Here is a 23,819-nt window from a genome sequence, read left to right on the forward strand (position 1 = left end):
AATGCACTTCCCCCGTTCACCCCTGCGGCGCGCGGCCACCGCCTGGGCGGCGGTTGCCGTCACCGTCGTCGGCGTACTCGCCGCGCCGGCCGCGACCGCCGCACCCCGGCACCATGCGGCCGTCGACCCGGGTCTCGCCGCCGCCGTTGCCGCCGGTCAGGAGGCGACCTTCTTCGTCGTCCTGGACAGCCGTCCCGACCTGTCCGGTGCCATTCGCCAGCGCGGCAAGGAGCGGAAGGCCGCCGCGTACCAGACGCTGCGCGCCGAGGCCACCCGGGACCAGAGCTCGCTGACCGGCTACCTGGACCAGGCGAAGGTCGGCTACGAGTCGTACTGGATCGCGAACGCCGTGAAGGTCACCGGCGGCCGGGACCTGGTCGAGCGGCTCGCCGCCCGGCCCGATGTCGCCGCCCTGCGGCGGGAGCAGCGCTACGCCATCGACACCGTCGCGATGGGGCCCGTCATCACGACCGAGACCGCCGACCCGGAGTGGGGCGTCAAGGACATCGGCGCCGACCAGGTCTGGTCCCAGTACGCCGACCGCGGCGAGGGCGTCGTCGTCGCCAACGTCGACTCGGGCGTGCAGTTCACCCATCCGGCCCTGGCGGGCAACTACCGGGGCAGCCTCGGCGACGGCACCTACAACCACAACTACAACTGGTACGACGCGAGCGGCGAGTGCCCCGACAGCGGCACCCCCTGCGACAACAACGGCCACGGCACCCACACCATGGGCACCATCGCCGGCGCGGGCGGGATCGGCGTCGCTCCGGGCGCGAAGTGGGTCGCCGTCAAGGGCTGCGAGGCCAACTACTGCACGGACACCTCGCTGTTGAAGGCCGGCCAGTGGATTCTCGCGCCGACCGACCAGAACGGGCAGAACCCCCGGCCCGATCTCGCCCCGGACATCGTCAACAACTCCTGGGGCGGCGGGAACACCGCCTTCTACCAGGACATGATCGAGGCCTGGAACGCGGCCGGCATCTTCGAGGCGTTCGCCGCCGGCAACGCCGGCGACGGATTCAACTGTTCGACCACCGAGGCGCCGGGTGCCCAGGCCCCGTCGTACGGGGTCGGTGCGTACGACGCGACCGGAGCCATCGCCTACTTCTCCGGCTTCGGCCCCTCCCTCGTCGACGGGTCCATGAAGCCGAACATCGCCGCGCCCGGCGTCAACGTCCGCTCCGCCTGGCCGGGCGGCGGTTACCGGACGATTTCCGGTACGTCCATGGCGACCCCGCACGTCGCCGGTGCCGTCGCCCTGCTCTGGTCGGCGGCCCCCTCCCTCGTCGGCAACATCGACGCCACCCGGGCAGCTCTGAACGACTCCGCGCGGGACGTCGACGACACCCACTGCGGCGGCACCGCCGACGCCAACAACGTCTGGGGCGAGGGCAAGCTCGACATCTTCGCCGCCGTCGACCGGGCCCCGCACACCGCGGCCACCATCACCGGCACCGCCACCGACCGGGCCACCGGCGCCGGCCTGGCCGGAATCACCATCACCGCTACGGGCCAGAGCGGCCAGCGCACCGTGACCACGAATGCCTCGGGCGCCTACCGGCTGGTCCTGGCGGCCGGCGCGTACACCCTCACCAGCGTCAGCTACGGCTACCGCACGGCCACGGAGAACCTCACCGTCACCGACGGCCAGGCCCTCTCCCACGACATCGCGCTGGACGCCGTTCCCCGGCACGCCGTGACCGGCACGGTGTACGACGCGACGGGCAAGCCGCTGGCCGGTGCCAGCGTACGGATCGTCGAGGCGCCGCTCGCCCCGGCCGTGTCGGACGCCGCCGGCGCCTTCCGTTTCCCGGCCGTCGCCGAAGGATCCTTCACCCTGGTGGCGACGCCCGCCGCGCCGGTCCTGTGCAACGGCAGCTATCAGCAGGCCCTGACCGTGGACGGCGATGAGAGCGTGCCGGTCCGACTGCCCGCCCACAGCGACGCCTTCGGCAACAGCTGCCTGCCCGCCGCGTACTCCTGGGTCAGCGGCGCCACCAAGGTCGCCCTCTCCGGTGACGAGAACGCCAAGAGCGTCGCCCTGCCGTTCCCGGTGAAGTTCTACGGCGTCTCGTACAACCAGGCGAGCGTCACCACCAACGGGCTGGTGAACTTCCTCGCCCCGCGGCTCGGCGACTATGTCAACACCGCCCTGCCGGCAACGTCGCAGCCGAACGGCATCCTCGCTGCCTACTGGGACGACCTCGTCCTCGACAAGAGGTCGGCCGTGAAGACCGCTGTCACCGGCACAACCGGACAGCGGAAGTTCGCGATCGTCTGGGAGAACGCGGCCTTCGCCGCCGACTCGAGCCGGCGCGTGACCTTCGAGGCGGTCTTCGAAGAGGCGACCGGTGCGATCGTCCTGCAGTACCAGTCCATCGACGGCGCCTCGGCGCTGGAGAAGGGCGGATCAGCGACCGTCGGCATCGAGAACCAGGCCGGCACCGATGCCGTGCAGTACTCCTTCAACGAACCGGTCATCACCGACCACAGCGCCCTCCGTATCACCCTCAAGGCGGCATGATGAAGAACCGATCCCGAGGCGCCGTGCGCCTCGCCTGTGCCCTGCTCGCGCCCGGGCTCGCGCTTGCCGCGCTCCCCGCGATCACCAACCCGGCGTACGCCGAGGACGGGTCGCAGGCGCGAATCCTGACCGAGGCCCAGGCCGCTGAACTCGAAAGTCGGTTCGAGGCGGCCCCCGCTGCCCAGCAGGCGACCGCGCCGAGCGACACCGCCGAACCGCCGGCCGAGCAGGTGCAGGAAGCGACACCCGTCACCCTCACCGAGGCGTCCGCGCTGGAGACGTACCGGGGGAACGCCGAAACCGCCCCACTCGGCGGCGGCAAGGGCGATTTCCTCGGCGTGCACAGTCTCGGCATGATCACCCGTTTCACGACGGACGGCCGGACGGTGTGGAAGCGCGACAACGAGTCCTTCTACGCCGACTGGCAGGTCATGCCGCTGCGGCCGTGGGAGCGAGAGCCGTATCCGGCTCGGATCACCATCGGCTACGAGGCCAACAGTCCGTACGCGGACCTCGCCGACCGGGGCTTCGCGCAGGGCGACCTGACCGGCGACGGGGTGGCTGACGTCGTCTTCACCGCGAGGGTGGGCTCCAACCCGTACCGCCCGTTCAGGTCCCCGGGCTCCTCCCTGACGACGGGTAGCTTCGTCACCGTCCTCGACGGGAAGACCGGGGCGACCCTGTGGTCGCGGATCTTCCCCGACGCCCAGCAGGTCGCCCTCGCCGGCACGACCCTGCTCGTCGCCGACCAGCCGTCCAACAACTTCGGCGCCGACCAGACGTTGACGACGAAGTTGTACGGCTTCCGCTTCACGTTCGCCGACGGGCGACTGACCCCGGCGGCGACCTGGTCGTACGACACCGGCCAGCGCGACGGCCGGTGGGCCTCGGTCACCGCGCTCTCCGACACCGCGGCAGCCCTCTCCTGGTACGTGCGGAAGACCGACACCGACCCGGCCGCGAGCCAGACCCTCGTGATCGACACGGCGAACGGCGCGCCGCGTTGGCAAACCGCCGGCACGATGTACGGGCGGGAGGCGGTCGTCGACCCGTCCCGGAACCGGCTCGTCGCCATCGAGCAGTCCGACTACACCGACGGGGTGCGGTACCAGCTGGTCGGCTACGACCTGGCCAACGGCGTCCGGACCGTGCTCGATGAGCGGGTCAACGCGGTCGGTACCGAGCTGGCGGTCGGCGAGCTGAAGGGCGGCGACGGCGTCGAGTACGCGGTCGCCGAAGCCACCTTCGACGACGACCTCGACATCAACGCGGCGACGGTGCGCGGCCTGCGCGGTGACGGCGGGACGGAACTCTGGTCGTACACGCTGAAGCGGGACGAGTCGAACGACCGGGATGGTGACAGCGTTCTCGGCCTGCGGATCGCGAACGGCAAGGCCATCGCCTCGTACGTGACGACCGCGGACAAGGGCCGCGCCGTCAACTCGGGGACCCGCCGCTACGGCACGATCACCGTGCTCAGCGGCACGGACGGTTCGGTGCGGTGGTCGCAGAAGGGCGTGGTCGCCTCCCCGATCTACGCCGAGCCGTACCAGGCCGGCGACGACTGGCTGGTACGCACCATCGACAACGACCAGAACATCCACTTCTACCGGCTGGACAACGGCACGTCGGCGGGGCTCGTACCGCTCCTTGCCGACCTGTCCAGCGGCGTCGCGGTCGACGTGAACGCAGACGGCCGCAAGGACCTGCTGGTTGGCGGCCAGTCCCGCGGCCTGTGGGCGTTCGACGGTCCGTCGCTGGTTGCGGGCAAGCCACGGGTGCTGTGGCAGGCCACCCTGCCCGGCCCCGTGTACGGCGACATCGTGCCGGGTGACACGGACGGTGACGGACGCCGCGACGACCTGGTGGTGGCCGCCGAGACCGCCGCGGTGATCATCGACACCACCACCGGTCGGGTCAGGGTGACCATCGATCAGCCGGGGCAGGTCGTCCGCTCGGTGACCGTGGCCGATCTGAACGGCGACGGCGCTGACGACGTGCTCGTGCCGACCGACGCCGTCCGCGCCTACCGGGGTGGTGGCCGCCAACTGTGGTCCTACGCTCCCCAGGGCACGGGGCCGGTGGCCTTCTCGGACCTGGCGGTGGCCGGCGGCCGGGTGGTCGGTTCGTACCAGACGGCCTACCAGCGTGAGCCCGTCACGGTCGGGCAGATGGCTCTGGACGCCCGGACCGGTACGGTTGCCTGGACCGCCAGGCCGGTGTGGACGGGTAGCGACCCGAAGATCTACGGTGCGCAGCTCTTCCACGGCGTGTACGCCTCGCCCGCGATCCCGTACGCGGACGGGCATGCGGTCGTCACCACCTGGGTCGTGCGCGAAGATGACGGCTTGTGGCGGGAGTTCTTCGAGTTCCACGACGTCCGCACGGGCGAGGTGGTGAAGACCGCGATCGGTGGTGGATCCTTCACGCTCGGCAACTGGTTCACCGGCGACGAGGGCCTGATCCTCGCCGGGACGGCCTCGCTGCAGACCTTCGGCGCGGACGGCAACGACTACCTGATCTACACGGTGGGGCCCCTCCACCGAGCCGGTTTCGCGACCGGTCCCGGTGGGCGCCGGCTGCTCGTCGGTGGCACGCAAAGCACGTTCTACATCTGGGATCCTTCGGTACTCAAGGGCGGTCTTTACCCGGATCACGAGGCCCGGCTGCAGCGGTACGCGATGCAGAACGTGGTGATCGGGGACCTCACCGGTGACGGCGTGGACGAGATCGTCGGCCTGCACAACGAGAACTTCGGGCAGGACCGGGTGGCCGAACTGTCCGGCAGCCGGCACGAGCTGGGGGTCGACAGCCGGATGCATGGAATGGTGACGGGCGTCGTTACCAATTCCTGACTTGACACCGCTGATGGGGGCTCCCGCTATTGTGGGAGCCCTCATCAGCGTAGGGAGACCCAGGTGCTGCGGCTGCACCTCCTCGGCGGCTTCCGGGTCTACCGGAACGACGGGCCGCCGCTCGCGCAGCGGTGGCCCCGGCCGAGTGCCCGGACGCTGCTCAAGCTGCTCGCAGTCGCCCCGGACCATCGCCTCCATCGCGAGGAGGCGATGGAGATCTGCTGGCCGGATGCCGATCCCCAGGCAGCGCTGCGCAGCCTGCGGGTGGCGCTGCACGCCGCCCGCCGGGCCGTCGAACCGGAACTCGCGTCCCGGGCCACGTCGTCCTACCTGATCGGCGAGGGGGCGCTGCTGCGGTTGGATCCGCACGCCGTGTGGATCGACGCCGACGAAGCCGAACGGCTCGCGGAGGCAGCGCTGGCGCACGGCGGCCGAGCAGAACTGGCGGCCGCGCTCGACGCGTTCACCGGCGAGCTTCTTCCCGAGGACCGGTACGCGCCGTGGTCGCGGGCCCGCCGGGAACGACTGGCCGCGCTTCGGGAGAAGACCCTCCTCGCACTGGCCGCCGCCCATCTTTCGGCGGGTGCCAGCGAGGAAGCGGTGGAGGCGGCCGAGCAGGTCCTGGCGGCCGCACCCGCCGAGGAGTACGCCCACCGCGTCCTCATCGAGGCGTTCCTCTGGCAGGGGCTCCGACGCAGGGCGGTAACCCAGTACCACCTGTGCCGGGAGGCGCTGGACGCGGAGATCGGGGTGCGGCCGGGCGCCGAGACGGAAGCGCTGTACCGTCGAGCCCTCGCCGCGCCCACCTCGGCCGCCCGGTCAACCCAGCCTGCGCTGCCGGCGGCGGTGCGGCTACCACCCGCCCTGCCGCTGCGCGGCCGGGATGACGTGCTGGCCGAGCTGCTGGAGGTCGACACCACGCCCGTCCTCCTCGTCACCGGAGAGGCCGGGCTCGGCAAGACGCGCCTCGTCGCCGAGGCGGCGCGGCGGGCCGCCGAAAAGGGGGCGGCCGTGCTGTGGGGCGCCGGCCACGACGCGGAAGGGCGCCGGCCGTACGGCCCGTTCGCGGAGGCGGTTGAGGGCTGGCTGGCAGACCGCTCCCTTGAGGAGCGGGCCAGCATGGGCGCGGAGTATCCGGAACTGGCCGGGCTCCTGCCGTTGGGGAGGGTGGAGCCGAGGTCGTGGCGCAGCCCCGAGGAGGAGCGGGACCGGCTGTTCCAGGCAGCGACCGCGCTGTTCGGGGAACTGGCGGCGGAGCGGCCGGTCATGGTGGTGCTGGACGACCTCCATGCCGCCGACGCGGGCTCGTTCCAGCTCCTCAGCTACCTCGCCCGGCGGGCCCGGGAGAACGGTATGGGTTGGCGTTTTCTCGCCACGCTGCGCCCCGAGGAGCTGCCCGGCTCCGATCCCCGGCGGCACACGTTGGACGTGCTGGTCCGCCAGTCGCTCGCCCGCGCTGTCGCACCACCCCGCCTGCCCCGGGAGGCGTGTCTCGAGCTGGCGGCCGACGCGCTCGGCTCCTCGGCCGCTGCCGTACCCGAACGGGTGTGGGAACTGTCCCTGGGTAATCCGCTCTTCGCCCTCGAACTGGCGCGTGCGCTGCGGGACGGGGTCGTGGGCGTCTCGGGAGCACCCGAGGGAATCCGACAGGTGGTCGCCCAGCGGCTCGGACGACTCGACCCGACAGCCCGCCGAGTGGTGGACGTGGTCGCCGTGGCGGGTCAGGACGCGGCACTCGCCGAGGTCCTGGACGTCGCCCGGCGCTGCGGGCAGCCACCGCTGTCGGCGGCCGAGGCGACGGAGGCCGTGGAGGCCGCTGTCGCCGCCTCGGTGCTGGAGGAGCGGCCCGTGGCCGTCGAGGGCCGTCCGGTGGCCGGGCTTGCCTTTCGCCATCCCCTGATCCGGATGACCTGCTACCAGATGCTGTCGGCGGCCCGGCGGCGGCTGCTGCACTCCGCATACGCGGAGGCGGTGCTCCGGCGCCGGCCGGATGCCGTGGACACGCTCGCGGTCCAGTTGACGGGCGCTGACGACCCGCGCGCCACCGGGTATCTGCGGCGGGCAGCGGAACGGGCGGCGGCGCATTACGCGAACGACACCGCAGACCGCTACTACACGGAGCTCACCGACCGGCTCGACGCGCTCGTCGGCGAATCGGCGCGCGCACGGATGGACCACAGCGCCGTGCTGCGCCGGATGGGCCGGTTCGAGGACGCGGCCCGGCTGCTCCGCGAGGCTCTGACGGAGATGGAACGCCACGGCGACCGGGACGGACGGGTTCTCGCCGCCGCCCGGCTCGCCGAGCTCATGGCGAAGACCCGGAGCACGGACGAGGGTCTGCGGTTGCTCGATGCCGCTCCGCCCGCTCCCGACACGCCGGCGGCGACGGCGAGCGCCCACCATCTGGCCAGGGCTGTGCTCTGTTTCGTCGCCGGCCGGTACGAGGAGTCAGCGGCGGCCGCGCGGGCGGCGGAGACCGCAGCACAGGCCGTGCCGGATCCGGAGCGGCGGGGGCTGCTGGCCCGGGCATTGGCGATGCGCGCGACGTCCCTGGGCCTGGCCGGGCGTTTCCGGAAGACCGGCCTGGTCGCGCAACGCGCCCTGCCGCACGCGAAGGCGTACGGCGATCCGCAGCTACTCGCCCTGGTCCTCTCGGTCCTGCGGGAGATCGCTCTTCGGGCCGGGCGGTTACGGGAGGCCATCGACACCGGACGGCGGGCGTTGGACCTCGCCGAGCGGTCCGGCGATCCGACGGCGACCGTCTTCGAGCGGGCGAACCTGGCCAAGATCCACCTGATGATGGAGGAGACAGCCGAGGCCCGGGACCTGGCGGAGGCCGCGGCGCGGGAGACGGGGCCGGGCCTCGGCTGGTGCGTGCCGTACGCTCTGGCAGCCCTCGCCCGGGTGCGGATCCGGATGGGAGACCCCGGTGCGGGGGTGCTGCTGGACGAGGCCGAGCGCGCGGCGCGCGCGCAGGGGGACTTTCAGGCCCAGGACGAGGTGCGGTCGGTGCGCGCCGAGTTGGCGTTGCAGGAGGGGCGCCGGGAGGAGGCGTCAGCGCTCCTGGCAGATCGAAGGACGAGGTCGGCGCACCTGACGGCCCGCGCGTGGCTGGCATGCGGGCGCGTCCAGGAGGCTGTCGAGGTGGCGGCGGCGGAGGCTGCACGCGCGGAGCGGGCGGGGGAGCGGCTTGCGGAGACGGACGCGCGGACGGTGCACGCTGCCGCCCTGGCGGAGCTGGGCCGCGAGCGGGATGCGGCGGACGCTTTCCGCCGGGCGGCCGCCTTGGCAGAAGCCCTTCCGTACCCGGCCGCCGCTCGCCGCCTGGCGTTGCTACGTCAACGACTGCGGATGACCGCAAGCCAGTGACCCGGGACCAGGCAAACGGTTGCGAGGCCGAGCCAGGGGTCGCATTGCCGGCGAGCTGACTCCTGATCCTTCTCCTTGATCGTCGTCAGGGCGTCCCGGACCCACCGGCGAAGTCACGGGCCACAGGTGGAGGTCAGCGGGCGGTTGCGGGCGGGAGGTGAGCCTTGAGGCCCGCGATGAGGGTCTGGACCGCCAACTCGAAACGGTCATTGGCGTCCGCGCCTGCGCGGGATGCGGCGGTCGATTCCGCCCGTCCCGGCGCGGGTCGCATGGCGGCGAGGCGACCGAGGGTTCCGTTGATCTCGGCGAGGAGGAAGCCGGAGAAGAGGCTGGTGAGGACCGCTCCGACGGGGGCGACCTCCGTGGCCGGCACGCCCGCGCTGGTGAGGATGCCGGTCAGCCCGATCCAGAACGGGTCTTCCGGCTCGATGAAGTCCGGGCTGGCCAGGCTGTGCACGATGAGGTTGGGGTGTCGGTGCGCCAGCGCTCGGAAGTCCGTCGCGAACCGGTGCAGCTGTTCCTGCCAGGTGCCGCCGTCGACCTGCGGCTGGAACTGCGCGGCGACGAGGTTCTTGATGCCGCGTAGCAGCGCGGCCTTATTCGGCACGTGGTGGTAGAGCGACATCGGGTTGACGCCCAGCACCGCGGCCAGCTTCCGCATGCTCAGCGCGCCCACCCCGTCGGCGTCGACGAGTCGGAGCGCCGCGGTGTAGATGCCCTTTTCGGTGAGACGTGCGTCTCCTCGGCCGCTTGCGGCCTGTCCGGTCGTAGCCATACACCGTATGGTAGCAGCAGCCATACAGCGTATGGCTGACGTCCGGCACCCGGATCCATTGGCCGGTCACCGCCGGCAACCTCAGGAAAGGAACCCACGTGTCGAGCAACCTCACGACCATCCCCGCCCCGCGCGGGGTTCCGATCGTCGGGAACGCGCTGCAGATCCCGTCCGACGGACCGGCGGCGTTCTTCGAGGAGATGGCCGGTCAGTTCCCTGAGGGCATCTACCGGCTCGCGCTGCCCGGCCGCGAGCTCGTCCTGGTTTCGGACCCGGACCTGGTGGCGGAGCTGTGCGACGAGTCGCGCTTCTACAAGCCGATCGAGAAGCCGCACAGCGACGTGCGGGCGATCGCCGGTGACGGCCTGTTCACCGCGAGGGGGGACGAGCCGAACTGGGGCAAGGCGCACCGGATCCTGATGCCCGCGTTCAGCCAACGGTCGATGAAGTCGTACTTCCCGGAGATGCTCGAGGTTGCCGATGCGCTGGTCGGCAAGTGGCGGCGCGACGAGGGCAAGGACCTCGACGTCGTCGCCGACATGACCCGGCTGACCCTCGACACGATCGGAATCACCGGCTTCGACTACCGGTTCGACTCCTTCGGCAGCGAGGAGGTGCACCCGTTCCTGCAGGCCCTGGCGGACTCGCTGCACGAGGCCATGGGGCGGCTGAAGCAGCCACCCTTCGTCACCGCACTTCGGCGCCGGCAGATTCGGACCTTCGAGGAGAACGTCCGCGTCATGCACTCGCTCGTCGAGGAGGTCATCCGCGAGCGCCGCGCGGGTGGGGGCGATGACCGCCGTGACCTGCTCAGCCTGATGCTCGGCGCGGTCGACCCCGAGACCGGCGAGCCGCTGTCCGACGAGAACATCCGCAACAACGTGGTGACGTTCCTCATCGCCGGGCACGAGACCACCAGCGGTCTGCTGTCGTACGCCCTGTACCAGCTGCTGCGCAACCCGCACGTGCTGGCCCAGGCGTACGCGGAGGTCGACCGGCTGCTGCCCGGTGACACGGTGCCCACCTACGAGACGATCATGAAGCTGAACGTGATCCCGCGGGTCCTGGACGAGACCCTGCGCCTGTGGGGCCCCATCCCGGCGATCGCCCTGGCGCCGTACGAGGACACCGTGCTCGGTGGCCGGTACGCACTGCCGAAGGACCAGCAGGTCATGGTCGTGATCCCGGCGCTGCACAAGCACCCCAAGGCGTGGGACCGGCCGACCGAGTTCGACATCGACCGGTGGCTGCCGGAGAACATCGCCCAGCACCACCCGCACGCCTACAAGCCGTTCGGCAACGGCGAGCGGGCCTGCATCGGCCGGCAGTTCGCCCTCACCGAGGCCCGGCTCGCCCTGGCCCTGGTCCTGCAGAACTTCGCGATCACCGACCCGAACGACTATCAGATCAAGGTCAAGGAGACGCTCACTCGCAAGCCGGAGAACTTCATGGTGCGAGTGCGCTCCCGCCAGCCGTACGAGCGGTTCGACAGCGAGCTGCGGGCGATGCCGGAGCCGCAGGCGGCGGCGGTCGCGGTGAACGCCGTCGGCGTCACGCTGCGCGTCGCGTACGGCTCGAACCTGGGCGCGTCGGAGGATCTCGCGCGGCAGCTGGCCGGCCGGGCCGAGCAGTCCGGCTTCGACACCACTGTGCTCACGCTGGACGAACTGGCCGACAACCCGCCCACCGACGGGATCCTCGTCGTGGTCACGCCGAGCTACAACGGCAAGGCCCCCGACAACGCGCAGCGCTTCGACGCCCTCGCCGCCGCCGGCGGACTGACCGCGGATTCGATGTCGCAGGTGCGGTTCGCGGTGCTCGGCAACGGCAACACGCACTGGATCACCTACCAGGCATTCCCCAAGCGGGTGGAGGCGGCGCTGCTGGCGGCCGGTGCCACGCCGATCGTGCCGCGCGGTGAGGTCGACGCGAACGGCGACTTCGACGGCATGGCCACCACGTGGATAAACGCACTGTGGACGGCGCTGGCCGAGCAATACGGTGCGGACACCAGCGCCATCACCGGCCCACGGCTGTCGCTGGAGGTCCTCACCGAGGCGCAGGTGCGCCCGGCAGTGGTTTCCGAGAAGGCGTACCCGATCACCGTCGTGGCCAGCGAGGAGCTGGTCGGCGACCCGACCGGGCTGTGGGACTTCAGCATGGAGGCACCCCGCCCGCAGGCGTTGTCGATCACCGTCGGGCTGCCCGACGGGGTCGGCTACGAGACCGGCAACCACCTGGCCGTCTTCGGTAAGAATGACCCCGAGCTGGTGACCCGGGCGCTGCGGCTGCTGCGGGTACCCCGCGACCAGGTGGTACGGCTGCGCCGCGAGGACGCCAGCACCGGCACCCATCTGCCGACCGATGTGCCCGTGACCGCGGAGCTGCTGCTGACGGAGTTCGTCGAACTGCAGGAGGTGGCCACTCGCACGCACCTGCGGGCGCTGGCCGAGCACACCCAGTGCCCGTGGACCACCAGCCAGCTCCAGGGGTACCTCGAGGAGACCGACGAGGCGCGCCAGCGCTACCAGGACGAGATCCTCGCCAAGCGAGTCTCGGTCCTCACCCTGCTGGAGCGGTTCCCCGCCGTCGATTTGCCGCTGGCCGCCTTACTGGAGCTGGCCGGGCCGATCCGGCCCCGGTTCTACTCCATCTCCTCCGCGGCGATGGTCGAGCCGAACCGGCCGCGACTGACCGTCGGCCTGGTGGAGGGTCCGGCACTGTCCGGCGACGGGGAGTACCGCGGCCTGGCCTCCCAGTACATGGCCCGGCTTCGGCCCGGCGACGTGTTCTTCGGGTACGTACGCGTCCCGGCCCCGCCGTTCCACCCGCCGGCCGACCCGGCCACGCCGATGATCCTCGTCGGTCCCGGCACCGGCTTCGCTCCGCTGCGCGGCTTCCTGCAGGAGCGCGCCGCTCAGCAGGCAAGCGGTGTCGAGGTCGGCCTGTCGAAGGTGTTCTACGGCTGCCGGCACCCGGAGCACGACTGGTTCTACCGCGAAGAGATGCAGGCCTGGCGGCAGGCCGGCCTCGCCGAGGTGCACCTGGCGTTCTCCACCGTGCCCGATCACCCGCACAAGTACGTCCAGGACGCCATCACCGCCGACGGCGACGCCATCTGGGACGCGATCCAGAACGGCGCCCACATCTACGTCTGCGGCGACGGCCGGCGGATGGCCCCGTCGGTACGCCAGGCGCTGGCTGGCATCTACCGCAGCCACACGGGCGGCAGTGCCGACGACGCCGAGAAGTGGCTCGACCAGCTCGACACCGACGGGCGCTACCAGCAGGACGTCTTCGCCTGATTGCCGGTTCGGCGGTGCGGCGCGGGCCGCCGCACCCGACACCCATGCCCCGCGCGGTGGGGGCGACCGCACGCACCGCGAGACAAGGAGAATGTCATGTCCACCATGCTTGCCGGCCGGCTCGACTACAAGACGGGGCGGTTCGCGATGGAGGAGGTACCCGTCCCGCAGCCGGGACCGGGCCAGGTGAGGATCAAGGTCGCCGCGGCCGGCATCTGCCTGTCCGACGTTCACCTCATCGACGGGAGCCTGCGGCTGGACACCGTCGTGGACAAGGTGACCCTCGGGCACGAGGTGGCCGGCGTGATCGACGCCGTCGGGGAGCAGGTGCCCGCCGAATGGCAGGTCGGGCGGCGCGTGCTGCTGCAGGCCGGCCAGCCCTGCGGCGCCTGCCCGCCCTGCCTCCTGGGGCGGGTGGGCCAGTGCCAGCACCCGCTGACCCGCGGGGTCGACTACGACGGCGGCTGGGCCGAGTACGCCATCGCCGAGCACTTCACCCTCGTCGGCGTCCCCGACGACCTTCCCCTGGAGCAGGCCGCGATCATCCCCGACGCGGTCTCCACACCCTGGGGTGCGATCGTTGGCACCGGTGAGGTACGCCCCACCCAGGCCGTCGGCGTGTGGGGGTTGGGCGGTCTCGGCGCCCACGCCGTCCAGTTGCTGCGTCTCGTCGGGGCCGCCCCCATCGTCGCCGTGGATCCGATCCCGGATGCCCGGACCCGGGCCCTCGCCCTGGGTGCCGACCACGCCCTCGACCCCGGCGCCCCCGATTTCGCCGAGCAGGTACGCCGGATCACCGGCGGGCGCGGCCTCGACGTCGCGTTCGACCTGGCAGGCGCCCCGCCGGTCTGGACCCAGGCCCAGACCGTCCTCGCCAACGAGGGCCGGCTGGTCCTGGTCGGACTGGCGCCCCAGCCGCTGACCATTCACCAGACCACCCTGTTCAGCTATCTGAAGCAGCAGATCCGCGGCCACTACGGCAGCGCACCGGAGCACGTCGAGCAGCTCGTCTCCCTGGTGGGCCACCACCGCCTCGACCTTTCCGGGTCGATCAGCGATGTGCTCCCGCTGTCCGAGGCGCCCCGAGGCGTCGACAGGCTGGTGAAGAAAGAAGGCAGCCCAATCCGGCTGATCCTCAAGCCCTGACATCTACTGCGGGTCGTGAGGCTTTCGCCTCCTGCCCCGCAAGCCGACATTGGCGTGCCGGCAGGGTGGGGCACCTGCCGGCACAGCCTGGACTAGGGCCTGTCCCGTCGATCATGGAAGCCAGATGACGGCGGCGATCAGGACGAGGCTGGCCCGGTAGGGGGACGCACGTTTGGCGTAGCAGGTGGCGATCCCGCCACCGTTTGAGGCGGTTGAAGCAGGCTTCCACGACGTTGCGCTTCTTGTGGGTCACCCGGTCGAAGGTCGGTGGCCGCCCGCCGGCGCTGCCCTTGGCGGCCCGGCGGGCGACCTGGTCCGGTGATCCCGCCACCGCCCCCGACCGCTGCGTGGTTGGAGGCCGCTGGTTCGCGCTGCCTGACGCGTCAGGCAGCCCGGTATGAGCCGGCCACACGCAGCAACCCAGTCGCCGTCCGTCAGGACACCGCGGCCCTCACCAGCTCGACGAGCTTCTTCTCTACCGCCGGGCTCCACTGCTGGAGCGCGTACGACACCGGCCACAGGTCCCCGTCGTCGAGGTTGGCCGTGTCTTGAAAGCCCACGGTCGAGTACCGGTAGTTGAACTTGCCCGAGTCCTGGAAGAAGACGACGATCTTGCCGTCCGGGTTCGCGTAAGCGGGCATCCCGTACCAGGTCTTTGGCGACAGCCCCGGGGCGGCAGCGGTCACCGTCGCGTGCACGCGCTCGGCGAGCGCACGATCTTCCGGCGCCATCTGCGCGATCCGGTCGAGGACCGCCTGCAGCTCGTCGGCCTTCTTGGCGCCCTTCTTGCCCTCGGCGCGCAGCTCGGCGGCACGCTCCTTCATCGCGGCACGCTCCTCGGCGCTGAAGCCGTCTGACACGGTCGTCGAACTCTTCGCGGACATTCTCGGGCTCCCCTTCGTCGTTCAAGGCTCGGCGTGGTGCCTGCTGCCTGAAAGAAGGCTATGGCCCGACGACACCCCGCCGCTTCTCGATTCCTGATCGGGTCCGGGCTCAGCGTCTTGAGGCGACGCAGGACCAGCTGGGCAAGACGCTCGGTGTTGCCACCAGTCTCTGCGCGACAACCCTCGACGATGCTCCAGAAGGCCATCTCCTCCATCCGCTGGAGCCTACGTCGCCCTAACGCAATGCCGGTCCGCGAGACCACCAACGAATCTTGAACCGGCCGCGGTCCGGCACGGCGCCGGCGTGAACGGAGTCAGGCGGTGTCCAGACGACCGCGCTGATGCAGGACGAACAGCAGCGCCATGGCCGGCACGACGAGCAGGAGCGCCGCGGCGGCGACGAGGGTGAGCGACGCCAGGGTGGCGTCGGGAGCCGCGGCCTCGTCGATACGTAGGTGGGTGCCCAGTAGGTACGGGTACTGCGCGACGCCCCAGCCGACCACCACCGTGCCGGCCGCGCTGACGGCGAGCGCCTGCAGCAACCGGGGCGCGGCCCGGTGAAGCAGGGCGATGCTGGCCAGCCCGCATGCCGCGGAGACCAGCACCAGGGGCAGGCCGCGGCCGGTCAGCCCGGAGAACAGGCGCCCGGCGTCAGCGTGCAGGATGGCGATGCCCGCCAGCGCCACGGCGCCGGTCGCCACGGCGCTGGCCTGGGCTCGACGGCGGAACCAGCGCTCCAGGCGGGCGTCGGCGTGGGTACGGGCCTCGGCGGTGAGGAACACCGCGGCGACGAACGCGCACACCCCGACCGCGAGCACCCCGCCGAGCAGCGACGTCGGGTTGACCCAGCTGGTCACGGGATTGCCGTGTCCGTCGGCGGGCACCCGCCCGGAGGCGATTCCGCCGACGACCGTGCCGAGGAAGAACGGTGTGATCACCGACGAGGTGGCGAACGCCGCCCCGGTCGCCCGCTGTTGGTCGGTCTTCACCACCACCTTTCGGAATGCGAACCCGCTGCCGCGGATCACGATGCCCAGCGCGGTGAGGCCCAGCGGGATGTAGAGCGTGGTCATGATCGCGGCGAAGGCGGACGGGAAGCCTGTCCAGAGCATCACCAGGCAGAAGATCAGCCATACGTGGTTGGCCTCCCACACCGGTGCCAACGTATGGTCGATTAGGTGCCGGGGGGCCTGCCCACGTCGCGCACCACCGGCGGTGAGATCCCAGAAGCCGGCACCGTAGTCCGCGCCGCCGAGCACGGCGTAGGCGGTGACGCCGATGAACAGCACGACGGCGGCGAAAGTACTCACGCCTGCCCTCCCGCGGGCGCGGACTCCGAGGACCGGGGTGGGCCGTAGGGCACGTCCGTCTCGGTAGCCCCGCCCTGGTCGCGCCAGCGGTGGCGCAGCAGTCGCAGGACGTACACGGTGGTGGCGCCGACCGCGGCATAGAGCGCGACGGTGGCGGCGAAGAACGGCCACAGGTTGCCGGAGGTTGTGACCGCGTCCCGGGTGAGGAGGTGACCGCGGACCGTCCACGGCTGCCGGCCGACCTCGGTGACCACCCAGCCCGCCTCCAGCGCCACCACCGCGAGCAAACCGCTGACCGTGGTCGCCCGTAGGAACCATCTGCTGCGCGGCAGGTCGCGCCGGCGCCACCAGGCCAGCGCGTACCAGGCGGAGAGGGCCAGCAGCGCGGAGCCGATGCCGACCATCACGTCGAAGCTGAGGTGGACGATTGTGACCAGCCGGTCCGACGGCCGCAGCTCGGCGGGTATGGCGTCCAGGCCCTGGATGCGGGTGGACGGCGAGTAACCGGACAGGAGCGAGCCCCCGGAGGGGATCTTGATGCCGCCGTGCGCCTCTCCGTTCGCGTAGTAGCCGCCCAGCACCTCCGGTACGTGGGTGCTCGTGGTCGGGACGGCCTCGATCGCGGCGAACTTCGCCGGCTCGTTTCGGAAGACCTCGCGCGCGGCGATGTCGCCGACGAAGATCTGTACCGGGGTGGCCAGCGCCGCGACGGTCAGCGGTATCAGCAGGCCGAGCCGGTGGTAGCGGTCGCGGCGGCCGCGCAGCATCCCGGCCGCGTAAACGCCGGCGACGACGAACCCGGCGACCATGTACGCGGCCAGCAGCATGTGGATGGCCTCGTACCAGAACGCGTCGTTGAAGATCACCTCGAGTGGGCGGACCTCCACGATCTTGCCGTCCCGCATGGTGAATCCGCCCGGCTGGTTCATCCAGGCGTTCGCCGCGACCACCGACAGCGTGCCGCCGATCCCGGAGAGCACCACCGGCACCCCGGTCCAGAAGTGTGGCCATGGGCGCATCCGCCGCCACCCGTAGACGTAGATGGCGACGAAGATCGCTTCCAGGAAGAAGAACAGACCCTCGATCGCGAATGGGATGCCGAACGCCGCGCCGTAGTTGCCCATCAGTCGCGGCCAGAGCAGCCCGAGCTCGAACGACAGCACCGTGCCGGAGACGGCGCCGACGGCGAACAGCACCGCCGCCACCTGTGACCAGCGCCGGGCCAGCAGCAGCGCAGTCTCGTCGTTCCGGCGAATGCCGCGGGCGTTCGCGATCAGCATCAGGAATGTGAAGGCCACCCCGAACGGCACCAGGATGATGTGGAAGCCGAGAGTGAAGGCCATCTGCTCGCGCGCCGGCAGCAGCTGCGCCGGATCGGCGAGCACGAGGCTGGCGCCGAGGGGCACCAGTGACAGGCCAGGCATGGCGCGTGCTACCCGTTGACGGCGGCCGGAAACGTACCGATGGGGTGAGGATTAGTCAGGGTGTCGGGGTAACGGGCGGCTGCGTTGCGAGGACCTGTTCGGCGTTGCTGGTCCGGTGGCTTTGCGCGCGCGACGGCGTTGCTTCAGCGGACCGTCCGGCCGGCCAGACGTATCGTCATGAGTCGCATCATCGCGATTGTGATCATGCCTCGGAGTTGACGGTCATGGTCGAAGCCATGGGCCAGCCGCCGGTTGTGCACCAGCCAGCCGAACGTGCGGTCGACCACCCACGCGGCGTCCTGGTCGAGCGCCCCGAGGCCCTCGCCGCCTGATGTGACGTCACCGGAGGCGGACGGCCAGATCGGCGACGTCAGCGAAGACTCGGTCTCCGGCCGCCGCCGCGGCGGGCGAGATGGTGTCGAGGGTGAGGAATCCGTGCACCATCCCGGCCTCGCAGCGGTGCCTGACCGGTACGTCCGCGGCCGCCAGCCGGGCCGCATACGCGTTGCCCTCATCCCGAAGCGGATCGTGCTCCGCAGTGACAACAACGGCGGGCGGCAGCCCGCCAAGGTCGGCGGCGAACACCGGACTGACCTCGGCGTCGGCGCGCCGGGAGGGATCCGGGACCCATTGCTCAGCCCCCCACGCGACGTCGTCGGTAATCAGGCCCCAACCCGTGGTCTTCGTCCGCGCGCTGGGATAGGAGAGTGTCAGATCGGTGTTGGGATACACCAGGATCTGAGCGGCCGGCAGTGGTCCGCCCTCATCGCGCAGGCGCAGGCAGGCGAGCGCGGCGAGGTTTCCGCCAGAGCTGTCGCCCATGACGACTGTCGGGCCCCCGATGCCGGTGCTCGAGCCCCCGCTGGTCGCCGCCCACCGGATGACGTCCACGCAGTCATCGACGGCGGCCGGCCACGGGTGCTCCGGAGCGCGTCGGAAGTCGACGCTCAGCACGGCGGTACCGGTCTTGAGCGCCAAGCGGCGACACGCCCGGTCGTGCGACTCAAGATCGCCAATCGTCCACATCCCGCCGTGGAGGAACACCACCAGCGGCTGAGCCGCCGCCGACGGCCGGTAGAGGCGCGCCCCCACGGCGGCCGAACCGACCGTCAGATCCTCGACCCAGGCGATCTCGGGGCCTGGGGGGCGGGCTTCGACACGGAGCCGTTGCGCGCGTCGCAGATCCGCCGCTCCCACAGCACGGGCAGGAGGTCCGGGATCCTGCCGAACGGCCTCGATGAAGGCGGCCAGTTCGGCATCGGCGAGCGAGGAATCGATCGGTTCGGCCATGCAGGCCAGGATCCCATGATCCGTACTATCCCGTCCGGAGATGACCTCCAGGTCAAGAGACCGCCCTCGCCCGGCTTGATCCGACTCGCTCCGATCCACAACATTTGACAATTTCTCCGCGCGGGCGTGCCGTCCGTCGGAACGATGGGTGTAGAGGTTCAGCGTGGTCGACGCCTTCTTGTGGCCCATCACCGCCTGGACGTCGTTGACCGGGACACCCCGCGACACCAGCTCGGCGCCTCACGGCCGGTTCGTATCGGGTGCCGTGTTCTTAGGGAGTAGCGGCACGAGCGTGAGCGCGGACCTTCCTACTTATCGTGCTGTCGGCGCACCATCTCGGTGATCCAGATGGGCGCGAACGGAGACGTGCAGTTCGGGGGAGTCGGGTAGTCCTTGAGCACCTCCAGGCGCTCACCGATGCCGATTGCACGGGCGCGGTGCTCGGCGTGCTCGATCCCGATCTGAGCCAGGCAGTGGTTCATCGCCCACTGCAGGCGATCCGGGGCGTCTCTCATCTCCGCCTCGATGACGTCGAGCAGTCCTGCGAGGTCGAGGCCCTCGGGCTTCTTCGCCACGCGTTCGGTGGTCAGCGCCCAGCCGGCACTCGCGACCACTGGATCCGGATCGGCGGACCAGGCCAGGCGCAGCTCTTCGGAGTGCGGGTTCTTCTTGACCACGTAGTTCACGAGCCAGTCGTGCACCTTGGGGGTGCGCGCCTCGCGCAACATGACGTCCAACTCGTCACGCTCGAACGCCTTCGGGCGGCAGATCAGGATCGCCAGCAGTCTAGCCGCGGTGTCATCCGTCTCCCAGAGCTGGCACGCGAGTTCCTGCTGCGTCTTCAGCCGCTTCGCGAGCGCGCGCAGCTTGCTGAGGTTCACACCGTGATCGTCACCGTGTTTCTCGTTCACCTCGCGTGTCTTGGGGTCCTCGAGCTCGGCCAGCTCGGCCATCACCTCGGTCAGCGTCGTCTCGGCCACCTCAGACTCCTGTTCGTCACGTGCGGGATGCAGCCTACGACGGAAGTCGGCGGCCCAAGGGATTGAAGATCAAATTAGAAAAATCAAGATCCACGCGTTGACGCCTTAAAAAAATCAAGATACAAATGAATGGCGAGCACCTCGCCGAGAGTAAGGGAGCCGAGGGTGGACTGGCAGGAACTGACGGACCTGACGCGCGGACAGCCGTTCGTGGTCGAGCGGGTCCGCCTCGCCGGCAGCGGCGTCGTGGTCGAGGGTCAGTTCGAGCTGCCGCAGCTGGCTCAGCTCAGCGTCGACGACCAGGTGTTCGTTGCCGCGTTCGTACGGTCGCACGGTTCGATCAAGGAGATGGAGCGGGTCTTCGGGGTGAGCTACCCGACGATCAAGTCCCGGCTGAACCGGATCGCGGAGCACCTCGACTTCGTCGACACCGACCCGGCGCCCACCGGCGCCGACGTCGTTGACCGCCTGCGGCGGGGGGAGATCAGCGTCCAGGAGGCGCTGGCCGAGCTGGAGGGGTCCCGATGATTCCGTACCTGGTGACGGTACGCCATCGCCGTCCCGACGGCCGCTGGCTGCGGCTGTACGTCCCTGTCCTGCCGGTACTGCTGGTGCTGTCACCGCTGCTGCTACTCGTCGTGCTGGTCGCATGCCTCGCCACCCGGGTGAGCCCGGTGGGCGCGCTGCGCGGCACCGGGCAACTGCTGTGGGCGTTGCCCGGCACCCGGTTCGAGGTTGAGGACGGCCGAACGGCCGTGCTGGTAAGCGTCAGATGAGTCAGAGGGGGAGGAGCAACAATGAACGAGCAGCGCCGCCAGATCCTGCGGATGCTAGCCGAGGGCAAGATCACCGCGGACGAGGCCGAGCGGCTGATCGACGCCCTTGAACGAGAACGGCCCGAGTCGCCGCCGGGAGCCGCGCTCCGCCCGAAACCCCGACCGAAGTACCTGCGCGTGGTGGTGAACTCGGAGGACGACTCCGGCGGCGACGGGCCAAGCCGGGTCAACGTCCGGGTCCCGCTGCAGCTGCTGCGCGCTGGGGTCCGGCTCACGAGCCTTATCCCTCCGCAGGCGCTCACCAAGCTCAATGCGGAGCTGAACAAGTCAGGGGTACCGATCGACCTCACCCAGCTCAAGCCGCAGCACATCGAGGAGCTCATCGAGCAACTCGATGAGCTCACCGTCGACGTCGACGACGCCGACAGCAAGGTGCAGGTGTTCTGCGAGTGACACCGCCACGGCGCCGGACGCCCGCCCGGACCACGGGGTCGGGCGGCCGTCCGGCCGGCTGGCGGCCGCGGGCGTTCAACCCGTCACGCGACGGAGCCAATTTCAGATGGCAGTGGCGGCCGCGGTGACCGCCACTGCCATCGCCAGCGCACTGACACTTGACGTACGAAACCATGGAGCGAGGGTTTGAAGCTGACCCTTTGACCGATGCGAGGTGGGCCTGCCCAGCCGGTGCGGGCAGCAACTTGTACCCAGTCTGCGGCGGGGTTCAGGTTACGAGCAGGCGAAGGTCAAGCTGTGCTGCATCGAGAGCGACGAGGTCGCGGTTGCGTTCTGCCCACCGACCTGAGGCGAGGTCATCACGGAGGCTGTGCACTGCCCTCTGCTCGGCGTCCGGCCCGACTCTGGCCCAGACCGATACCCCGCGACGGACGTTCTCGTCCAGGTATGCCTCGGGCCGGCGCCAGTAGGCCTCGAAGAAGCCGTCAGCGCAGTCCCACGGGATGAGCACCGGCTCGACGCGGGCTCCGATCGCGCGGGCCAGCTCGGTCAGCGAAGGCCGGCCGACAAGTAGGTCCGCGACTTCAGGAAGGTAGTCGCGAGTAAGGGCGCGTCTCATTTGGATGGTCGTTGGCCTGGGGGCATGATCTGCTCCCGTGGACGAGGTCATGATCCGCACCTGGGCGCCGGATGATCTCTGGGAGATTGCGGCGCCGTTGATCCCGCCCGCGCCGGTTCGTCGGCAGGGTGGTGGTCGCCGGCGGGTGGATGACCGGGCGGTGCTGGCCGCGATCGTGTACGTGACCCAGGCGGGTTGTTCCTGGTGGAAGCTGCCTGAGGCGTCGTTCGGTGTCACCAGGGCCACCGCGCACCGCAGGTTCACCGAGTGGACCGCGGCCGGTTTGTGGCTCCGGCTGCACGAGGCGACCCTGGACCGGCTCGGCGCCGACCGGCGGATCGACTGGTCGAGGGCGGTGGTCGACTCGATCAGTGTGCGGGCGGAAAAGGGGGCGATCTGACTGGCCCAAACCCGGTCGACCGCGGCAAACCAGGCAGCAAACTCCATGTCATCTGCGACCGGAAGGGGCTGCCCCTGGCTGTGCTGGTCACCGCCGCGAACGTCCACGACAGCCAACTGCTGCTGCCCATGCTCGACAGCGTCCCGGCGATCCGCACACCCAGCGGGCGCCGCCGGTGGCGGCCAGACAAGTTGCACGCCGACAAGGCGTACGACGCCCGCGAGCTGCGCCGCGAGGTCCGGCGACGGGGCATCAAGGTACGCATCGCCCGTAAGGGCATCGAGTCCTCCACGCGTCTGGGCCGGCACCGCTGGGTCGTTGAAGCCTGCATGTCCTGGCTGATGCGCTACCGGCGCCTCGTTCGCCGCTATGACCGCAAGGGCGATCACTTCGAAGCCTTCGCCACCATCGCCAGCACCCTGATCTGCTACCGCCGCCTCACCAAATGAGACGCGCCCTAAGCCAGAACCGACGAAGCCATCCGGTGTCACTGGTGTCGTGCGTGAACACCACCACGCGGCGAGCAACGCGCCGCATCTCGCGCAGGCCCGCGATCGGGTCCTGCCAGTGATGGATGGTGGCAAAAGCCATCGCTGCGTCGAAGGACTGGTCCTCGAACGGAAGGCTCTCCGCAGCGGCAGCCACGCACGGCGCGGCGCCTGCGGGGCGCTGCGCACGCATGAGCGCCGACGGTTCCACCGCGGGTGACGTCACGGTCGGCGGGCTCGTAGGAGCCGGTACCAGCCCCGACATTCAATACCGTCCGCGCATCGCCGAGCGCAGCCCAGACCCTTGCGGCGATCCGCGGCTCGGTGCGCCGCGTCACGGTGTAAGTGGCTCCGATGGTGTCGTACAACTGCGCGCTGGGCATGTCGCTGCCTCCCGGGCTGTAACCATCCCCACGCCGCGCACGTGGCCTGGCGTCGCTTACCGAAATCGTTCCCGGCCGCCAGGAATGCTGTCAAGTTCGTGGAGCCAATTGTGGAGCGAACTCTAGTAGTCCAGCTGGGGAGCATTATGTAGACGGTGGCTGGTGGCTTGCCTGCGGGGGCGGCGACGTGTCGGGACGCGCGGAGACGGCCGCCACGTGATCATCAACGTTTTGTGGAAACAAATTCAGATGGCGTGGCGGCCGCGGCTGTCAGCGTAGACGATCCAACCGGACCCGCCACCGACTCAGCCGTACCGGAAACCGCCAGCTCAACGCCGCCCTACACCGCATCGCGATGACCCAGGCCCGCTGTCACCAGCCCGCCAAGGACCTCATCGCACGTCGCAAGAACTCCGGCGACGGCGGCCTCGAAACGTCCGCGTGCTGAAACGACGCCTATCTGACGTCGTCTACCAGGCCTTACGCACCGACTGCGTACTCGAGGCTTGACAGAGGAGCTATTGACAGACCCGCATCGGATGTCTGTGGGGCAAGCGAGTCTTGCAGCTCAGGCAGTCTTCCGACGATCAAAAGAGCCGGACGGGATCATCGGGCGATAGCGTCCTTGCGCGCTTTTGCGTCGGCGAACCGCTTCGGGGCATCGCCGAACGCGCCGGGGACCCGTCTGGCCGCGGGTGCCCCGCCGCACGCGTTCAGCTATCAGCAGATGGGTCAGGAAGTCCAGCGTCTCGTCGCTTTCCGGCAGCATCGAGGTGTATGTGACGCTCATCGTCGACGCAGAAGCCCGGTATGAAGTTGACCTGTTGGAGGACCA

The 23,819-nt window shown here is 70.2% G+C and carries 16 protein-coding genes and 5 pseudogenes; 10 read left to right on the plus strand and 11 right to left on the minus strand.

The annotated features are described in order from the left end of the window. The first annotated feature begins 1 nt into the window (after position 1). From ACTWO6_RS10545 to ACTWO6_RS10555, 3 genes are all read left to right on the plus strand, one after another. Complete coding sequence (locus tag ACTWO6_RS10545; RefSeq protein ID WP_446219445.1) at positions 2 to 2,527, plus strand: S8 family serine peptidase; 2,526 nt, start codon at positions 2 to 4, stop codon at positions 2,525 to 2,527. Then, entirely contained in the window at positions 2,524 to 5,382 is a 2,859-nt protein-coding gene (locus ACTWO6_RS10550; RefSeq protein WP_446219446.1) for a hypothetical protein, read from the plus strand. Before ACTWO6_RS10545 ends, ACTWO6_RS10550 begins: the two co-directional genes overlap by 4 nt. Positions 5,383 to 5,445: 63 nt before the next feature. Next, positions 5,446 to 8,751 (plus strand): ATP-binding protein, encoded by a 3,306-nt coding sequence (locus tag ACTWO6_RS10555; RefSeq protein ID WP_446219447.1) that lies wholly within the window; start codon positions 5,446 to 5,448, stop codon positions 8,749 to 8,751. Positions 8,752 to 8,884: 133 nt separating this feature from the next. Here ACTWO6_RS10555 and ACTWO6_RS10560 read toward each other — a convergent pair whose 3' ends face one another. Further along, a complete protein-coding gene (locus ACTWO6_RS10560) occupies positions 8,885 to 9,526 on the minus strand; it encodes a TetR/AcrR family transcriptional regulator (RefSeq protein ID WP_446219448.1) in 642 nt (213 codons plus the stop codon). A 98-nt stretch (positions 9,527 to 9,624) separates the two neighbouring features. Here ACTWO6_RS10560 and ACTWO6_RS10565 point away from each other — a divergent pair, with 98 nt between their 5' ends. After that, the gene (locus ACTWO6_RS10565; RefSeq protein ID WP_446219449.1) at positions 9,625 to 12,831 is read left to right on the plus strand and encodes a bifunctional cytochrome P450/NADPH--P450 reductase; all 3,207 of its coding nucleotides are present in this window, start codon (positions 9,625 to 9,627) and stop codon (positions 12,829 to 12,831) included. A gap of 96 nt (positions 12,832 to 12,927) precedes the next feature. Next, on the plus strand, positions 12,928 to 13,977 hold the full coding sequence (locus ACTWO6_RS10570) for a zinc-binding dehydrogenase (protein ID WP_446219450.1): 1,050 nt from the start codon (positions 12,928 to 12,930) through the stop codon (positions 13,975 to 13,977). Positions 13,978 to 14,088: 111 nt separating this feature from the next. Here the strand turns inward: ACTWO6_RS10570 and ACTWO6_RS10575 are convergent. From ACTWO6_RS10575 to ACTWO6_RS10605, 7 genes and pseudogenes are all read right to left on the minus strand, one after another. After that, positions 14,089 to 14,293: pseudogene (locus ACTWO6_RS10575) on the minus strand (IS5/IS1182 family transposase); the annotation flags it as partial. 118 nt (positions 14,294 to 14,411) lie between these two features. Further along, positions 14,412 to 14,861 (minus strand): iron chaperone, encoded by a 450-nt coding sequence (locus ACTWO6_RS10580; protein WP_130333665.1) that lies wholly within the window; start codon positions 14,859 to 14,861, stop codon positions 14,412 to 14,414. Between the two features lie 314 nt (positions 14,862 to 15,175). Continuing rightward, a complete protein-coding gene (locus tag ACTWO6_RS10585; RefSeq protein ID WP_446219451.1) occupies positions 15,176 to 16,171 on the minus strand; it encodes a cytochrome d ubiquinol oxidase subunit II in 996 nt (331 codons plus the stop codon). Next, positions 16,168 to 17,595 (minus strand): cytochrome ubiquinol oxidase subunit I, encoded by a 1,428-nt coding sequence (locus ACTWO6_RS10590; protein ID WP_446219452.1) that lies wholly within the window; start codon positions 17,593 to 17,595, stop codon positions 16,168 to 16,170. Before ACTWO6_RS10590 ends, ACTWO6_RS10585 begins: the two co-directional genes overlap by 4 nt. A gap of 143 nt (positions 17,596 to 17,738) precedes the next feature. Next, positions 17,739 to 17,882, minus strand: a complete 144-nt coding sequence (locus ACTWO6_RS10595) for a hypothetical protein (RefSeq protein ID WP_446219453.1) — start codon at positions 17,880 to 17,882, stop codon at positions 17,739 to 17,741. Between the two features lie 52 nt (positions 17,883 to 17,934). Continuing rightward, a complete protein-coding gene (locus ACTWO6_RS10600) occupies positions 17,935 to 18,885 on the minus strand; it encodes an alpha/beta hydrolase (protein ID WP_446219454.1) in 951 nt (316 codons plus the stop codon). A gap of 308 nt (positions 18,886 to 19,193) precedes the next feature. Further along, positions 19,194 to 19,865: a DNA alkylation repair protein gene (locus ACTWO6_RS10605; protein WP_446219455.1), complete on the minus strand. Its 672-nt coding sequence runs from the start codon at positions 19,863 to 19,865 to the stop codon at positions 19,194 to 19,196. A gap of 165 nt (positions 19,866 to 20,030) precedes the next feature. On the opposite strand from ACTWO6_RS10605, the gene ACTWO6_RS10610 reads away from it, so the two are divergent. From ACTWO6_RS10610 to ACTWO6_RS10620, 3 genes are read left to right on the plus strand one after another with little or no spacing between them, the layout of a single operon-like run. Further along, positions 20,031 to 20,393 (plus strand): DUF2089 domain-containing protein, encoded by a 363-nt coding sequence (locus ACTWO6_RS10610; protein ID WP_446219456.1) that lies wholly within the window; start codon positions 20,031 to 20,033, stop codon positions 20,391 to 20,393. Beyond that, positions 20,390 to 20,641 carry a hypothetical protein gene (locus ACTWO6_RS10615; RefSeq protein WP_446219457.1) on the plus strand — a complete coding sequence of 84 codons (252 nt, stop codon included), beginning with the start codon at positions 20,390 to 20,392 and terminating at the stop codon, positions 20,639 to 20,641. The genes ACTWO6_RS10610 and ACTWO6_RS10615 overlap by 4 nt, the downstream gene beginning before the upstream one ends. 21 nt (positions 20,642 to 20,662) lie before the next feature. Beyond that, positions 20,663 to 21,094 carry an SHOCT-like domain-containing protein gene (locus tag ACTWO6_RS10620; protein WP_446219458.1) on the plus strand — a complete coding sequence of 144 codons (432 nt, stop codon included), beginning with the start codon at positions 20,663 to 20,665 and terminating at the stop codon, positions 21,092 to 21,094. A gap of 268 nt (positions 21,095 to 21,362) precedes the next feature. Here ACTWO6_RS10620 and ACTWO6_RS10625 read toward each other — a convergent pair. Then, positions 21,363 to 21,701, minus strand: a pseudogene (locus tag ACTWO6_RS10625) (MerR family transcriptional regulator); the annotation flags it as partial. Positions 21,702 to 21,762: 61 nt separating this feature from the next. On the opposite strand from ACTWO6_RS10625, the gene ACTWO6_RS10630 reads away from it, so the two are divergent. Beyond that, positions 21,763 to 22,562, plus strand: a protein-coding gene (locus ACTWO6_RS10630) for an IS5 family transposase (protein WP_446220621.1) whose coding sequence is annotated in 2 segments (ribosomal slippage) — positions 21,763 to 22,096 and positions 22,096 to 22,562 — 801 coding nt in all. Because the reading frame shifts where the segments join, the coding sequence is not laid out codon by codon here. A 10-nt stretch (positions 22,563 to 22,572) separates the two neighbouring features. On the opposite strand, the pseudogene ACTWO6_RS10635 reads toward ACTWO6_RS10630, so the two are convergent. Further along, positions 22,573 to 22,975, minus strand: a pseudogene (locus tag ACTWO6_RS10635) (class I SAM-dependent methyltransferase); the annotation flags it as partial. Positions 22,976 to 23,285: 310 nt separating this feature from the next. Here ACTWO6_RS10635 and ACTWO6_RS10640 point away from each other — a divergent pair. Beyond that, positions 23,286 to 23,354, plus strand: a pseudogene (locus tag ACTWO6_RS10640) (hypothetical protein); the annotation flags it as partial. A 312-nt stretch (positions 23,355 to 23,666) separates the two neighbouring features. Here ACTWO6_RS10640 and ACTWO6_RS10645 read toward each other — a convergent pair. Next, positions 23,667 to 23,774, minus strand: a pseudogene (locus ACTWO6_RS10645) (IS5/IS1182 family transposase); the annotation flags it as partial. Positions 23,775 to 23,819 lie beyond the last annotated feature (45 nt).

This window comes from Micromonospora sp. IBHARD004 (assembly GCF_052814115.1).

Coding starts and splice junctions, on each gene's coding strand:
- ACTWO6_RS10545 (WP_446219445.1), top strand. CDS start 2: ATGCACTTCCCCCGTTCACCCCTGCGGCGCGCGGCCACCGCCTGGGCG.
- ACTWO6_RS10550 (WP_446219446.1), top strand. CDS start 2,524: ATGATGAAGAACCGATCCCGAGGCGCCGTGCGCCTCGCCTGTGCCCTG.
- ACTWO6_RS10560 (WP_446219448.1), bottom strand. CDS start 9,526: ATGGCTACGACCGGACAGGCCGCAAGCGGCCGAGGAGACGCACGTCTC.
- ACTWO6_RS10570 (WP_446219450.1), top strand. CDS start 12,928: ATGTCCACCATGCTTGCCGGCCGGCTCGACTACAAGACGGGGCGGTTC.
- ACTWO6_RS10580 (WP_130333665.1), bottom strand. CDS start 14,861: ATGTCCGCGAAGAGTTCGACGACCGTGTCAGACGGCTTCAGCGCCGAG.
- ACTWO6_RS10590 (WP_446219452.1), bottom strand. CDS start 17,595: ATGCCTGGCCTGTCACTGGTGCCCCTCGGCGCCAGCCTCGTGCTCGCC.
- ACTWO6_RS10600 (WP_446219454.1), bottom strand. CDS start 18,885: ATGGCCGAACCGATCGATTCCTCGCTCGCCGATGCCGAACTGGCCGCC.
- ACTWO6_RS10615 (WP_446219457.1), top strand. CDS start 20,390: ATGATTCCGTACCTGGTGACGGTACGCCATCGCCGTCCCGACGGCCGC.
- ACTWO6_RS10620 (WP_446219458.1), top strand. CDS start 20,663: ATGAACGAGCAGCGCCGCCAGATCCTGCGGATGCTAGCCGAGGGCAAG.